This window comes from Cryptosporangium arvum DSM 44712 (assembly GCF_000585375.1).
Taxonomy (GTDB): domain Bacteria; phylum Actinomycetota; class Actinomycetes; order Mycobacteriales; family Cryptosporangiaceae; genus Cryptosporangium; species Cryptosporangium arvum.
Map to the genome: position 1 here is coordinate 2,608,661 of NZ_KK073874.1, position 15,132 is coordinate 2,623,792.

Below are 15,132 nucleotides of genomic sequence, written 5' to 3' on the forward strand. Positions count from 1 at the left end.
GAGGACGTAGTGTGCGTGCGGGCGGCCATCGCTGGAGCCAGCGGCTATGCCGGAGGCGAACTGCTGCGCCTCCTCCTCTCCCACCCCCACATCGAGCTCGGTGCCCTCACCGCCGCCTCCAGCGCCGGCACCACTGTCGGCGAGCACCACCCCCACCTCGCCCCGATCGCCGACGTGGTCCTCCAGCCGACCACCCTCGACGTCCTCCAGAACCACGACGTCGTCTTCCTCGCGCTGCCGCACGGTCACTCCGGTGAGATCGCCAACGTGCTCCCGGCCGAAACCATCGTCATCGACTGCGGGGCCGATTTCCGCCTCGCCGACCCGGTCGCCTGGAAGCGCTGGTACCAGTCGGACCACGCCGGCACCTGGCCCTACGGCCTCCCGGAACTTCCCGGCGCCCGGAAGCAGCTCGAGAAGGCGACCCGGATCGCGGTCCCGGGCTGCTATCCCACGGCGGCCAGCCTGGCCCTCGCCCCGGCGTACCAGGCCGGCCTGGCCGAGCCCGACGCGGTGATCGTGGCCGCCTCCGGCACGTCCGGAGCGGGTAAGTCGCTCAAGCCGCACCTGCTCGGCGCCGAGGTCATGGGCTCGCTCTCCGCGTACGGCGTGGGCGGCGCGCACCGCCACACGCCCGAGATCATCCAGAACCTGAGCCAGGCGGCCGACGAGCCGGTCACGGTGTCCTTCACGCCGGTGCTCGCGCCGCTGCCTCGGGGCATCCTCGCCACCTGCAGTGCGCTCGCGAAGCCCGGCGTCACCCTCCAGAAACTGCGAGAGGCGTACGCCGACGCCTACCGCGAGGAGCCGTTCGTGCAGCTCCTGCCCGAGAACCGCTGGCCGTCCACGGCGGCGACGCTCGGCGCCAACACCGCCCAAATCCAGGTCGCTCTCGACGAGGACGCCGGGCGGATCGTCGTCGTCGCCGCGATCGACAACCTGACGAAGGGCACCGCGGGCGCCGCGGTGCAGTGCCTGAACCTGGCTCTCGGGCTGCCCGAGACCACCGGTCTTCCGATGACGGGAGTAGCACCGTGAGCGTCACGAGCGCGCAGGGATTCGGAGCCGCGGGGGTCGCGGCCGGTCTCAAGACCAGCGGTGACCGCGACGTGGCGCTTGTCGTCAATCACGGTCCGCTCGACGCCGCGGCCGGTGTCTTCACGTCCAACCGTGTCAAGGCTGCGCCGGTGCTGTGGAGCGAGCAGGTGCTCAAGTCCGGCCGGCTGACCGCGGTGGTGCTCAATTCGGGCGGCGCGAACGCCTGCACCGGCCCGGAAGGTTTCCAGGACACCCACGCCACTGCCGAGCGCGTCGCGGAGCGGCTCGGCTGCGGCGCGGCCGACGTCGCCGTCTGCTCCACCGGCGTCATCGGCGAACGCCTCAACCTGCCCGCCCTCCTCCGCGGCGTAGACACCGCCGCCGCAGCGGCAGCCAGCAAGCCCGCCGCCATAGCGGCAGCCGACACGCCCGCCGCCATAGCGGCAGCCGACACGCCCGCCGCCGCAGCGGCAGCCGACACGCCCACTGCGGCAGCCAACAAGCCGACCGCTGCGGCAACAGGCAAGCCCGCCGCAGCAGCCAGCACACCCGCAGCAGCCAGCACACCCGCAGCAGCAGGCACCCCCACCGCCACGGAGGCATCAACCAAACCCGCCGACAAAAGCGCCACCCCCGACAACAGCGGCGGCCAAGCCGCAGCTCAAGCCATCATGACCACCGACACCCACCCCAAAACCGTCACTATCGACAACAAAACCTGGGTCGTCGGCGGCATGGCCAAAGGCGCCGGCATGCTCGCCCCCGCCCTCGCCACCATGCTCTGCGTCCTCACCACCGACGCGGTCGCCGACGCCGACGCCCTCGACACCGCCCTCCGCGCCGCGACCAAAACCACCTTCGACCGCATCGACTCCGACGGCTGCATGTCCACGAACGACACCGTCCTCCTGCTGGCCAGCGGCGCCTCCGGCATTAGCCCCACCCAAACAGAGCTGAACCAGGCCGTCGAAGCAGCCTGCGCCGACCTCGCCCGCCAGCTCATCGGCGACGCCGAGGGCGCCTCCAAGGAGGTCGCGATCACGATCACCGGCGCGGCCAGCGAGGACGAAGCGGTCACCGTCGCGCGCAGCATCTCGCGCAACAACCTCCTCATGTGCGCGCTGTTCGGCAACGACCCGTACTGGGGCCGGGTCCTGGCCGCGATCGGCACCACCGACGCCACCTTCGACCCCGACCGCGTCGACGTCTCCTTCAACGGCGTCAAGGTCTGCGTCAACGGCACGAAGAACCCCGAGGTCGAGGCCCCCAACATCGAGGACCGGCACCTCGAGGTCCACGTCGAGCTGAACGCCGGCGAGCACACCGCCACGGTCCATACGAACGACCTCACATTGGCGTACGTCCACGAGAACTCGGCTTACACCTCGTGAGCACGGAGATGCTCTCCGCCCGGGACATCGAGGCCGCCCAGCGCAAAGCCCGCGTGCTCATCGAAGCGCTGCCCTGGCTCAAACGGTTCAACGGCGCCGTCGTCGTCGTGAAGTACGGCGGTCATGCGATGACCGACGAGTCGTTGAAACGGGCCTTCGCCGCCGACATGGTGTTTCTGCGCTATGCCGGCGCGCGGCCGGTCGTCGTGCACGGCGGCGGCCCGCAGATCTCGAGCATGCTCGGGCGGCTCGGCATCGACAGCGAGTTCCGCGGCGGCTTCCGGGTCACCACACCCGAGACGATGGACGTCGTCCGCATGGTGCTCGTGGGGCAGGTGGGGCGCGAACTCGTCGGCCTGATCAACGAGCACGGACCGTTCGCCGTCGGCATGTCCGGTGAGGACGCGCACCTGCTGACCGCGACCCGCCGGTCGGCCACCGTCGACGGCGAGGAGGTCGACGTCGGCCTCGTGGGCGACGTCGCCACCGTCAACCCCGCCGCGGTCTGGGACCTGATCGAGTCCGGCCGCATCCCGGTCATCTCCACGGTCGCGCCCGACGCCGACGGCCAGGTGCACAACCTCAACGCCGATACCGCGGCCTCGGCGATCGCCGTCGCGCTCGGCGCCCAGAAGCTCGTGGTGCTCACCGACGTCGAAGGGCTCTACACCCGCTGGCCGGAGACGGACTCGCTGGTCAGCCAGATCGGCACCGAGGAGCTGGCGCAGCTGCTGCCGTCCCTGTCGGCGGGCATGATCCCGAAGATGGAGGCCTGCCTGCGCGCGGTCCGCGGGGGCGTGCCGCAGGCCACGGTCATCGACGGCCGGGTCGCGCACTCCCTGCTCCTGGAGATCTTCACCGAGGAAGGATTCGGCACGATGGTGGTGTCCTCATGAGCGACATGTCCGCCCGGTGGCGCGCCGCCCTCATGGACAACTACGGCACGCCGGCCACCGCCCTGGTCAAGGGGGACGGCGCGGTCGTCTGGGACGACAACGGCAACCAGTACGTCGACATGTACGCCGGCATCGCGGTCAACGTGCTCGGGCACGCCCACCCCGCGATCGTCGAGGCCGTCTCGGCCCAGGTCGCCACGCTCGGCCACGTGTCGAACCTCTTCGCGAACGTCCCGGCGATCACGCTGGCCGAACGCCTGCTGGGGATCTCCGGCCGCGACGGGCGCGTCTACTTCTGCAACTCCGGCGCGGAGGCCAACGAGGCCGCGTTCAAGCTGTCCCGGCGCACCGGCAAGACGCACATCGTCGCGACGCAGGGCGGCTTCCACGGCCGGACGATGGGCGCGCTCGCGCTCACCGGCCAGCCCGCCAAGCAAGACCCGTTCCGCCCGCTGCCCGGCGACGTCACCCACGTCCCGTTCGGCGACGCCGAGGCGCTCGAGCAGGCCGTCACCGACGAGACCGCAATGGTCATCCTTGAGCCGACGCTCGGTGAAGGCGGTGTCGTCCCCGCCCCGCCCGGCTACCTCGTCAGAGCCCGCGAGATCACGCAGAAGCGCAACGCACTGCTCACCATCGACGAGGTGCAGACCGGCATCGGGCGCACCGGCTTCTGGTTCGCCCACCAGGCCGACGGCATCCAACCCGACGTCGTCACGCTCGCCAAGGGGCTCGGTGGCGGCCTCCCGCTCGGGGCCACGCTGGCCTTCGGCGAGGCGGCGGCGCTGTTCGGCCCCGGCAGCCACGGTTCTACCTTCGGCGGCAACCCGGTGTGCTGCGCCGCCGCGCTGGCCGTACTCGACACGATCGTCCAGGACGACCTGCTCGCCCGGGCCAAGCACCTCGGCGAGCGCCTCCGCGCCGGGATCACGCACCCGGCGGTGGTCACCACCCGAGGGTCCGGCGCCCTCCTCGGCATCGTCCTCGCCGAGGACGTCGCCAAAGCCGCCGAGGCCGCCCTGGCCGAAGCCGGATTCCTCGTCAACGCGATCGCCCCCGGCGTGCTGCGGCTGGCCCCGCCCCTGATCCTCACCGACGACCAGGTCGACGCGTTCCTCGCGGCCCTCCCCGCCGCCCTCGACACAGCCACCGGAAAAGACACATGACCCGCCACTTCCTCGCCGACGACGACCTCAGCCCCGACGAGCAGGCCCAGGTGCTCGCGCTGGCCGCCGACATGAAGGCCGATCGGCACAAGTTCACCCCGTTCCAGGGCCCCAAGAGCGTCGCGGTCGTCTTCGACAAGCCGAGCACCCGCACCCGGGTCTCGTTCGCGGTCGGTATCGCCGAGCTCGGCGGATACCCGCTCGTTCTCGACGCCGGCACCAGCCAGCTCGGCCGCGGCGAGACGATCGAGGACACCACGCGCGTGCTCGACCGGCAGGTCGAAGCGATCGTCTGGCGGACGTTCGGCCAGGAGCGCGTCGAGGCGATGGCGAGCGTCAGCGCGGTGCCGGTCGTCAACGCGCTGACCGACCAGTTCCACCCGTGCCAGATCCTGGCCGACCTGCTCACGATCAAGGAGCGGTTCGGCACGATCAAGGGCCGGACGCTCGCCTACCTCGGTGACGCCGCCAACAACATGGCGCACTCGTACCTCGTCGGCGGGGCCGTCGCCGGGTTGCACGTGAAGATCGGGGCCCCCGCGAACGCCCAGCCCGACCCGGCCGTCGTCGAGCGCGCGAAAAAGATCGCCGAACGCACCCAGAGCACGATCACGGTGACCGACGACCCGGTGGCGGCAGCGACGAACGCCGACGTCCTGGCCACCGACACCTGGGTATCGATGGGGCAGGAGTCGGCGAGCAGCACCGAGCGCCTCGCAGCCCTCGCGCCCTACCAGATCAACGCCGAAGCGCTGAAAAACGCCAAAGACACCGCGATCGTGCTGCATTGCCTTCCCGCCTATCGTGGCAACGAAATCAGTGCCGACGTCCTCGACGGGCCGCGGTCGGCGGTCTGGGACCAGGCCGAGAACCGGTTGCACGCCCAGAAGGCCCTCCTCACATGGCTGGTTGAACAACGACGATGAGCAACCCGGTGACCAAGGCGGCGCGTCACGCCCGGATCAGCGAACTGGTCCGCACGACGCCCATCCCCTCCCAGACCGTGCTGGCCCGGTTGCTGGCCGACGAGGGAATGGCCGTCACCCAGGCCACGCTCTCCCGCGATCTGGAGGAGCTCGGCGCGGTGAAACTCCGCGGCGCCGACGGGTCACCGGCCTCGTACGTCCTGCCGGAGGAGGGGGCCGCCCCGATGCGCCCCTCGGTCAGCCCGCCCGACCAGCTCATCCGCCGGCTGCAGGAACTGCTCACCGGCGCCGAGGCCAGCGGCAACCTCGTCGTGCTCCGCACCCCGCCCGGCGCCGCGCAGTTCCTCGCCTCGGGGCTCGACCGGTCCGGGTTGCCTGACATCATCGGAACGATCGCCGGTGACGACACGATCCTCGTCATCACCCGCGAGACCGACGGCGGCGAGGCGTTCGCGGGCAAGGTCCTCGACTGGGCGCACCAGCGGGGCAGCGCCACGGTCGAGGTCAACACGTCGGGCCACCACCACGCCGCAACACTTCTCAAGGAAACCCAGTGACCGATACCGAAACCACCCGCCTCTGGGGCGGCCGCTTCTCCGGCGGCCCCGCCGAGGCCCTGGCCCGGCTTTCCGTCAGCGTCCACTTCGACTGGCGGCTGGCCCCGTACGACCTGGCCGGCTCGCGGGCCCACGCGCGTGTGCTCAACCGCGCCGGGCTGCTCACCGCCGACGAGCTGCACCTGATGCTCAAGGCGCTCGACGAGCTCGAGAAGGACTGCGCCGACGGCGCGTTCACCCCGACGATCGACGACGAGGACGTGCACACCGCGCTCGAACGCGGTCTCCTCGAGCGGCTCGGCGCCCTCGGCGGCAAGCTGCGTGCCGGTCGCAGCCGCAACGACCAGGTCGCCACCGACCTACGCCTCTACCTGCGCGACCACGCGCGTGGCGTCGCCCAGGGCCTGACTGATCTGGCCACGGCCCTGCACGAGCAGGCCGAAACACACAAAGCCGTCCCCGCCCCCGGCATGACCCACCTCCAGCACGCGCAGCCGATCCTGTTCAGCCACCAGCTGCTCGCGCACGTGCAGTCGCTGCTGCGCGACCTCGACCGGCTCGTCGACTGGGACAAACGCGCCGCGGTCAGCCCGCTCGGCGCCGGCGCGCTGGCCGGCTCCTCCTTGCCGCTCGACCCGGAGGCGGTGGCCAAGGAACTCGGGTTCACCCGGAACGCCGAGAACTCCATCGACGCGGTGAGCGACCGCGACTTCGCGGCGGAGTTCCTGTTCATCGCCGCCCTGATCGGCGTACACCTCTCCCGCCTCGGCGAGGAGGTCGTGCTCTGGACGTCGCAGGAATTCGGCTGGGTCACGCTCGACGACGCCTATGCGACCGGCAGCTCGATCATGCCGCAGAAGAAGAACTCGGACATCGCCGAGCTCTCCCGCGGCAAGTCCGGCCGCCTGATCGGCAACCTCACCGGCCTGCTCGCCACGCTCAAGGCGCTCCCGCTCGCCTACGACCGTGACCTCCAGGAAGACAAGGAGCCGGTGTTCGACGCGGTGGAAACCCTCGGCCTGCTCCTTCCGGCGCTCACCGGCATGATCGCCACGATGCAGGTGCACACCGACGTGCTCGAGAAGTCCACCCCCACCGGGTTCGCGCTCGCGACCGACGTCGCCGAATGGCTCGTCCGCAAGGGCGTGGCGTTCCGCGACGCGCACGAGATCGTCGGCGCGATGGTGGCGAAGGCAGCCCAGCGCAACGACGAGCTCGACGACCTCACCGATGACGACCTCGCCCAGGTCAGCCCGCACCTCGACCCGTCGGTCCGCGAGGTGTTGTCCGTGGAGGGTGCCCTCCGCGCCCGCACCACGCCCGGCTCCACCGGACCGGAAGCGGTCGCGGTCCAGCTGACCAACGCCAAGACCGCGATCGCCGGGTTCACCGACTGGGCTCAGGAGCAGGTTGTCCCTCGCTGAAATCCTCAACGGACCGCCCGAGGACGCCGCCCCGGCAATCCTCGGGCGGTACGTGCGCGCGAACGGCGTCACGCTGCGCATCACCGAGACCGAGGCGTACGCCGGGACTGCCGGTGACCCCGCGTCCCACGCCTATCGGCGGCGCACCGTGCGTAACGCGAGCATGTTCGAGGGCCCCGGCACGCTGTACGTCTACTTCAGCTACGGCATGCACTGGTGCGTCAACATCACCTGCGGGCCGGTCGACGTCGCGGCCGCCGTGCTCCTGCGCGCCGGGCGGGTCGTCGACGGGCTGGAGGAAGCCCGGCGAGGGAGGACTGTCAAGGATCGTGACCTCGCCCGCGGCCCCGCACGCCTCACCAGGACCCTGGGCATCGATCGCGAAGCCGACGGCACGAACCTGCTCGACGGCAAGGGACCGCTGATCCTGGTCGACGGACCGCGGGAGCCCGTCGGCACGATCCGGCGGGGCCCCCGGACCGGGGTCTCGCAAGGCGCCGACACCCCGTGGCGGTTCTGGATCGACGGCGACGAAACGGTGAGCCCGTATAGGCGTTCGCCCCGCGCCCCGGCGATACGGAATGATGCTCTCCGTGAGTGAATTCCTCGACGAACTGCGCTGGCGCGGTCTGATCGCACAGACCACCGACGAACAGGCCCTGAGCACGGCCCTCGACAATGCCCCGCTCACGGTCTACGCCGGGTTCGACCCCACCGCGGCGAGCCTGCACGCCGGTCACCTCGTCCCGCTGCTCACGCTCCGCCGTTTCCAGCAGGCCGGCCACCGCCCGATCGTCCTCGCCGGCGGTGCCACCGGGCTCATCGGCGACCCCAGCGGCCGCTCCTCCGAACGCGTTCTCAACACACCGGAAAAGGTCCGCGAGCTGGTCGAGAAACTGCGTCCGCAGCTCGCCAAGTTCGTGGACTTCGAACAGGGCGCGATTCTCGCGAACAACCTCGACTGGACCGCCAACATCTCCGCGCTCGACTTCCTGCGCGACGTCGGCAAACATTTCCCGGTCACACAAATGATGGCGCGCGAGTCCGTCTCCGCGCGCATCAACTCCGGCGGCCTGAGCTACACCGAATTCAGTTACCAGCTCCTGCAGGCCAACGACTACCTCCAGCTCTACCGCGACCAGAATTGCCGCCTCCAGATCGGCGGCAACGACCAGTGGGGCAACATCACCGCGGGCCTCGACTACATCCGCCGGGTCACCGCGAACGAGGGCGGCCACGCGCACGCCCTCACGCTCCCGCTGCTCACCAACGCCAGCGGCGAGAAGTTCGGCAAGAGCACCGGCGGGGGATCGGTCTGGCTCGACCCCGACCTCACCAGCCCCTACGCCTGGTACCAGTTCTGGTTCAACACCGACGACCGTGACGTCGTCAGCCGCCTCAAGACGTTCACGTTCCTCGACCGCAAGGAGATCGAGGAGCTCGAGGCCGCGGTCGCCGAACGTCCCGCGGCCCGGCTGGCCCAGCGACGTCTGGCCGAAGAGATGACCACGCTGGTCCACGGCGCCGACGAGACCGCCGCCGTCACCGCAGCGAGCGGTGCGCTGTTCGGCCGCGGCGAACTCGGCGGCCTCCCCGCCGACACCCTCCGCGCCGCACTCGCCGAGGCCGGCCTGCACGAGGTCAGCGGCGAGCTCCCGTCCGTCGCCGCGCTGTTCCAGGCCTCCGGGCTGGCGGCCAGCCTTTCCGAGGCGCGCCGCACGGTCCGCGAGGGCGGCGCGTACGTCAACAACACGAAGGTCACCGACGGCGAGGCTCCTCCCTCCCGGGAGGAACTGCTCCACGGCCGGTGGTTGGTGCTCCGCCGCGGCAAGCGCACCGTCGCCGGGGTAGAGGTCAAGGCCTGAGCGGATTACGCCTGCCGGGCGCGCGCCGGTGCCTTCCGGCTCCGACGCGCTCCGGCTGCCGCGCGTTACGCACGGCACGCCCGGGCCGGTACCGGAGGGGTCCTCACTCCGGTCACCGCCACCGTGCGGGAGTGTGGCGCGGACCACGTCTCCACGGGTTTGCGTATCCGGCCGGAGCCGCGTAGATTTCATCGGGCCCGCAGGGGAGACGGACACGAGCCGGACGCGCAAGCGTCGGAGTGGACGGCCCGCGGGAAAGCAGCCGATCCGACCGGTGCGAACCGGTCGACTAAGTTGCGTCCGGGCGAGGTAGGGCCGATTTGGCACTACGAACTCGACCGGATACCGTAGGAAGCCCGATCGAAACGGCGCCTAAACGGCGCGGGTTCGTGACGGTCCCCACCAGGAAGAAGGCTTACCGCGAATTTGGCGGAAAGAATTCGGCCGGGTAAGGTGGGAAAGAGCAAGGCCCCGATAGAGGAAACAGAGCGAATTTGGTTCTGGAAATCGGATCGGGTACAGTAAGAAACGCAGGACAAGCCCTGAGTGAGGCTCGAGAGAGCGGATCCGGTGCGCGTGTGTTGTTTGAGAACTCAACAGTGTGTTTGAAAGTTAGTGCCAAGTGTTTGACCTCGGCTCACCATTTTTGGTGGGTTCAAGGTTCCTTTGGTTGGACTGACTAGCCCCTGCCAACGTTGGGGTGATGTTGGTTCTGCTAGGTAAATGGATTCTCTAAGGGTATTGGCACCGTTGCCTTCGCCGGCTGGTGCTGATGAAAAACCTTGATGGAGAGTTTGATCCTGGCTCAGGACGAACGCTGGCGGCGTGCTTAACACATGCAAGTCGAGCGGAAAGGCCCTTCGGGGTACTCGAGCGGCGAACGGGTGAGTAACACGTGGGCAATCTGCCCCTCGCTCTGGGATAACTCCGGGAAACCGGGGCTAATACCGGATACGACCACTTTAGGCATCTTCGGTGGTGGAAAGTTTTTCGGCGAGGGATGAGCCCGCGGCCTATCAGCTTGTTGGTGGGGTAATGGCCTACCAAGGCAGTGACGGGTAGCCGGCCTGAGAGGGCGACCGGCCACACTGGGACTGAGACACGGCCCAGACTCCTACGGGAGGCAGCAGTGGGGAATATTGCGCAATGGGCGAAAGCCTGACGCAGCGACGCCGCGTGAGGGATGACGGCCTTCGGGTTGTAAACCTCTTTCAGCAGGGACGAAGCGCAAGTGACGGTACCTGCAGAAGAAGCACCGGCCAACTACGTGCCAGCAGCCGCGGTAATACGTAGGGTGCAAGCGTTGTCCGGAATTATTGGGCGTAAAGAGCTCGTAGGCGGCTTGTCACGTCGACTGTGAAAACCCGGGGCTCAACTCCGGGCCTGCAGTCGATACGGGCTGGCTTGAGTGCGGTAGGGGAGACTGGAATTCCTGGTGTAGCGGTGAAATGCGCAGATATCAGGAGGAACACCGGTGGCGAAGGCGGGTCTCTGGGCCGTAACTGACGCTGAGGAGCGAAAGCGTGGGGAGCGAACAGGATTAGATACCCTGGTAGTCCACGCCGTAAACGTTGGGCGCTAGGTGTGGGACCCTATCCACGGGTTCCGTGCCGCAGCTAACGCATTAAGCGCCCCGCCTGGGGAGTACGGCCGCAAGGCTAAAACTCAAAGGAATTGACGGGGGCCCGCACAAGCGGCGGAGCATGCGGCTTAATTCGATGCAACGCGAAGAACCTTACCAAGGCTTGACATACACCGAAAACTCGTAGAGATACGGGGTCCTTCGGGGCGGTGTACAGGTGGTGCATGGTTGTCGTCAGCTCGTGTCGTGAGATGTTGGGTTAAGTCCCGCAACGAGCGCAACCCTCGTTCCATGTTGCCAGCACTTCGGGTGGGGACTCATGGGAGACTGCCGGGGTCAACTCGGAGGAAGGTGGGGATGACGTCAAATCATCATGCCCCTTATGTCTTGGGCTGCACGCATGCTACAATGGCCGGTACAGAGGGCTGCGAAACCGTAAGGTCGAGCGAATCCCAAAAAGCCGGTCTCAGTTCGGATCGGGGTCTGCAACTCGACCCCGTGAAGTCGGAGTCGCTAGTAATCGCAGATCAGCAACGCTGCGGTGAATACGTTCCCGGGCCTTGTACACACCGCCCGTCACGTCACGAAAGTCGGTAACACCCGAAGCCCGTGGCCCAACTCTTCGGAGAGGGAGCGGTCGAAGGTGGGACTGGCGATTGGGACGAAGTCGTAACAAGGTAGCCGTACCGGAAGGTGCGGCTGGATCACCTCCTTTCTAAGGAGCACTCGGCACCGGTCCTCTTTTGAGGCGGTGTCCAGATGCCGTTTATCGAGCGCGACCTTGTTCATGTAGGGATGAGGCAAGTTTCGATGCGGTTGCTCGGGTGGATCACTAACTAGTTCGAGTGCATGGATGTAGAGGGTCGTTTAGTACAGCATCTTTGGGTGCAGGAACGGGGCCGGCTAGATCGATGGCTTGTAGAACACACTGTTGGGTCCTGAAATAACACACGCAGGGTGCTCTTTGCTGAGCGGCGTTGTGGGATTTCAGCCGGACCATTCCACACCACATCGACGGACACTGGGTTTTGGGTGTTTGGGCTGGTGGTGAGCGCGGGGTGGGTGCTGGTCGTTGTTTGAGAACTGCACAGTGGATGCGAGCATCTTATCTTTGTGGTCAAGTTGTTAAGGGCGCACGGTGGATGCCTTGGCACCAGGAGCCGATGAAGGACGTGGGAGACCGCGATAGTCCTCGAGGAGCTGTCAACCGAGCTGTGATTCGAGGGTGTCCGAATGGGGAAACCCGGCAGCAGTTATGTGCTGTCACCCGCACCTGAACACATAGGGTGTGTGGAGGGAACGTGGGGAAGTGAAACATCTCAGTACCCACAGGAAGAGAAAACAAGAGTGATTCCGTGAGTAGTGGCGAGCGAAAGCGGATGAGGCTAAACCAGTGACGTGTGATACCCGGCAGGGGTTGCGTCGTTGGGGTCGTGGGACGGCTATTCGTCAGTCTGCCGGCTGATGGGGAAGTAAGAAAATCATGTGGTTAGTCGAAGGTTCTGGGAAGGACCGGCGTAGAGGGTGAGACTCCCGTAGACGAAAACCTGTGATCTTCCTTTAGTTGTTCCCAAGTAGCACGGGGCCCGTGAAATCTCGTGTGAATCTGGCGGGACCACCCGCTAAGCCTAAATACTCCCTGGTGACCGATAGTGCACTAGTACCGTGAGGGAAAGGTGAAAAGTACCCCGGGAGGGGAGTGAAATAGTACCTGAAACCGTGTGCCTACAAGCCGTCGGAGCAGATCTTCGGAGATGTGACGGCGTGCCTTTTGAAGAATGAGCCTGCGAGTTAGTGGTACGTGGCGAGGTTAACCCGTGTGGGTAGCCGTAGCGAAAGCGAGTCCGAATAGGGCGTGTGAGTCGCGTGCTCTAGACCCGAAGCGGAGTGATCTATCCATGGGCAGGGTGAAGCGCCGGTAAGACGGCGTGGAGGCCCGAACCCACCAGGGTTGAAAACCTGGGGGATGACCTGTGGATAGGGGTGAAAGGCCAATCAAACTCCGTGATAGCTGGTTCTCCCCGAAATGCATTTAGGTGCAGCGTTGCGTGTTTCTTGCCGGAGGTAGAGCACTGGATGGCCTAGGGGGCCCACAAGCTTACTGAAGTCAGCCAAACTCCGAATGCCGGTAAGTGAGAGCGTGGCAGTGAGACTGCGGGGGATAAGCTTCGTAGTCGAGAGGGAAACAGCCCAGATCTCCAGCTAAGGCCCCTAAGCGTGTGCTAAGTGGGAAAGGATGTGGAGTCGCAGAGACAACCAGGAGGTTGGCTTAGAAGCAGCCACCCTTTAAAGAGTGCGTAATAGCTCACTGGTCAAGTGATTCCGCGCCGACAATGTAGCGGGGCTCAAGTACACCGCCGAAGCTGAGGCATTGACACGTATAGTCTGGTTTGAATTCCTGCGGGACTCTTATTGGATGTGTTGATGGGTAGGGGAGCGTCGTACGACGGAGGAAGCTGCCGAGTGATCGAGTGGTGGACGTCGTGCGAGTGAGAATGCAGGCATGAGTAGCGAATGACGGGTGAGAAACCCGTCCGCCGAATGACCAAGGGTTCCTGGGCCAGGCTAATCCGCCCAGGGTGAGTCGGGACCTAAGGCGAGGCCGACAGGCGTAGTCGATGGACAACGGGTTGATATTCCCGTACCCGCGAAGGATCGCCCATGATGAACCTACTTTGTGCTAACCACCCAAGCCGGCCGATTCCTTCGGGAAGGAGCTGGGGAGGCTGGGATCCCGGGTGGTAGTAGTCAAGCGATGGGGTGACGCAGGAAGGTAGCTCATCCCGGTGAATGGTGGTGCCGGGCTAAGGGTGTAGGACGAGGCATTGGTAAATCCGTGCTTCATATAGTCTGAGACCTGATGGGGAGCCGTTGTGGCGAAGTGAGTGATCCTATGCTGCCGAGAAAAGCCTCTAGCGAGATCCGAGCGGCCCGTACCCTAAACCGACACAGGTGGTCAGGTAGAGAATACCAAGGCGATCGAGCGAACTGTGGTTAAGGAACTCGGCAAAATACCCCCGTAACTTCGGGAGAAGGGGGGCCGGAGACGTGATCCCACTTGCTGGGGGAGCGTTGTATGGCCGCAGAGACCAGGGGAAAGCGACTGTTTACTAAAAACACAGGTCCGTGCGAAGTCGTAAGACGATGTATACGGACTGACGCCTGCCCGGTGCTGGAACGTTAAGGGGACCGGTTAGTCCGTAAGGGCGAAGCTGAGAACTTAAGCGCCAGTAAACGGCGGTGGTAACTATAACCATCCTAAGGTAGCGAAATTCCTTGTCGGGTAAGTTCCGACCTGCACGAATGGCGTAACGACTTTCCTACTGTCTCAACCACAGGCTCGGCGAAATTGCACTACGAGTAAAGATGCTCGTTACGCGCGGCAGGACGGAAAGACCCCGGGACCTTTACTATAGCTTGGTATTGGTGTTCGATTCGGCTTGTGTAGGATAGGTGGGAGACTGTGAAGCGGGCACGCCAGTGTTCGTGGAGTCATCGTTGAAATACCACTCTGGTCGTATTGGATGTCTAACCCGGGCCCCTGATCGGGGTCGGGGACAGTGCCTGGTGGGTAGTTTAACTGGGGCGGTTGCCTCCTAAAATGTAACGGAGGCGCCCAAAGGTTCCCTCAGCCTGGTTGGCAATCAGGTGTTGAGTGCAAGTGCACAAGGGAGCTTGACTGTGAGACTGACAGGTCGAGCAGGAGCGAAAGCTGGGACTAGTGATCCGGCACTGGCTGGTGGAAGCGGTGTCGCTCAACGGATAAAAGGTACCCCGGGGATAACAGGCTGATCTTCCCCAAGAGTCCATATCGACGGGATGGTTTGGCACCTCGATGTCGGCTCGTCGCATCCTGGGGCTGGAGTAGGTCCCAAGGGTTGGGCTGTTCGCCCATTAAAGCGGTACGCGAGCTGGGTTTAGAACGTCGTGAGACAGTTCGGTCCCTATCCGCCGTGCGCGTTGGAGATTTGAGAAGGGCTGTCCCTAGTACGAGAGGACCGGGACGGACGAACCTCTGGTGTGCCAGTTGTTCCGCCAGGAGCATGGCTGGTTGGCTACGTTCGGAAGGGATAACCGCTGAAAGCATCTAAGCGGGAAGCCTGCTTCGAGATGAGGTCTCCCACCACCTTGAGTGGTTAAGGCCCCCGAGTAGACGATCGGGTTGATAGGCCGGATGTGGAAGCCTGGTAACAGGTGGAGCTGACCGGTACTAATAGGCCGAGGGCTTGCCCACAAAGTATGACGTTGAAAGTAAGTAGTCGCATCCACTGTGTGGTTCCCAGACCA

At 65.7% G+C, this 15,132-nt stretch carries 9 protein-coding genes and 2 rRNA genes; all 11 read left to right on the forward strand.

What is annotated here, in order from left to right; translation table 11 throughout:
• Positions 1 to 9 precede the first annotated feature (9 nt).
• The 11 genes from argC to CRYAR_RS12235 all read left to right on the forward strand — a co-directional run bounded on the left by argC (position 10) and on the right by CRYAR_RS12235 (position 15,079).
• Positions 10 to 1,038 carry an N-acetyl-gamma-glutamyl-phosphate reductase gene (gene argC / locus CRYAR_RS12185; protein WP_035850677.1) on the forward strand — a complete coding sequence of 343 codons (1,029 nt, stop codon included), beginning with the start codon at positions 10 to 12 and terminating at the stop codon, positions 1,036 to 1,038.
• Positions 1,035 to 2,429, forward strand: coding sequence for a bifunctional glutamate N-acetyltransferase/amino-acid acetyltransferase (locus tag CRYAR_RS12190; protein WP_035850679.1), 1,395 nt, complete (start codon positions 1,035 to 1,037; stop codon positions 2,427 to 2,429). The genes argC and CRYAR_RS12190 overlap by 4 nt, the downstream gene beginning before the upstream one ends.
• Before the next feature lie 8 nt (positions 2,430 to 2,437).
• The gene (gene argB, locus CRYAR_RS12195; protein ID WP_035861949.1) at positions 2,438 to 3,325 is read left to right on the forward strand and encodes an acetylglutamate kinase; all 888 of its coding nucleotides are present in this window, start codon (positions 2,438 to 2,440) and stop codon (positions 3,323 to 3,325) included.
• Positions 3,322 to 4,491, forward strand: a complete 1,170-nt coding sequence (locus CRYAR_RS12200; protein ID WP_035850681.1) for an acetylornithine transaminase — start codon at positions 3,322 to 3,324, stop codon at positions 4,489 to 4,491. Before argB ends, CRYAR_RS12200 begins: the two co-directional genes overlap by 4 nt.
• Entirely contained in the window at positions 4,488 to 5,417 is a 930-nt protein-coding gene (gene argF, locus CRYAR_RS12205; protein WP_035850683.1) for an ornithine carbamoyltransferase, read from the forward strand. The genes CRYAR_RS12200 and argF overlap by 4 nt, the downstream gene beginning before the upstream one ends.
• Entirely contained in the window at positions 5,414 to 5,974 is a 561-nt protein-coding gene (locus CRYAR_RS12210; RefSeq protein ID WP_051570070.1) for an arginine repressor, read from the forward strand. Before argF ends, CRYAR_RS12210 begins: the two co-directional genes overlap by 4 nt.
• Complete coding sequence (gene argH, locus CRYAR_RS12215; RefSeq protein ID WP_035850686.1) at positions 5,971 to 7,398, forward strand: argininosuccinate lyase; 1,428 nt, start codon at positions 5,971 to 5,973, stop codon at positions 7,396 to 7,398. The genes CRYAR_RS12210 and argH overlap by 4 nt, the downstream gene beginning before the upstream one ends.
• Entirely contained in the window at positions 7,385 to 7,999 is a 615-nt protein-coding gene (locus tag CRYAR_RS12220; RefSeq protein ID WP_035850688.1) for a DNA-3-methyladenine glycosylase, read from the forward strand. Before argH ends, CRYAR_RS12220 begins: the two co-directional genes overlap by 14 nt.
• Positions 7,992 to 9,263 carry a tyrosine--tRNA ligase gene (gene tyrS, locus CRYAR_RS12225; protein WP_035861953.1) on the forward strand — a complete coding sequence of 424 codons (1,272 nt, stop codon included), beginning with the start codon at positions 7,992 to 7,994 and terminating at the stop codon, positions 9,261 to 9,263. The genes CRYAR_RS12220 and tyrS overlap by 8 nt, the downstream gene beginning before the upstream one ends.
• A 782-nt stretch (positions 9,264 to 10,045) precedes the next feature.
• Positions 10,046 to 11,560: ribosomal RNA gene (locus CRYAR_RS12230) — 16S ribosomal RNA — on the forward strand.
• 400 nt (positions 11,561 to 11,960) lie between these two features.
• A 23S ribosomal RNA gene (locus CRYAR_RS12235) occupies positions 11,961 to 15,079 on the forward strand.
• The 16S and 23S rRNA genes sit together here, the layout of an rRNA operon.
• Positions 15,080 to 15,132: the final 53 nt, after the last annotated feature.

What these genes read in the sequence shown, in the direction of transcription:
- argB (WP_035861949.1), top strand. Translation starts at nt 2,438, where the DNA reads ATGCTCTCCGCCCGGGACATCGAGGCCGCCCAGCGCAAAGCCCGCGTG.
- CRYAR_RS12200 (WP_035850681.1), top strand. Translation starts at nt 3,322, where the DNA reads ATGAGCGACATGTCCGCCCGGTGGCGCGCCGCCCTCATGGACAACTAC.
- argF (WP_035850683.1), top strand. Translation starts at nt 4,488, where the DNA reads ATGACCCGCCACTTCCTCGCCGACGACGACCTCAGCCCCGACGAGCAG.
- CRYAR_RS12210 (WP_051570070.1), top strand. Translation starts at nt 5,414, where the DNA reads ATGAGCAACCCGGTGACCAAGGCGGCGCGTCACGCCCGGATCAGCGAA.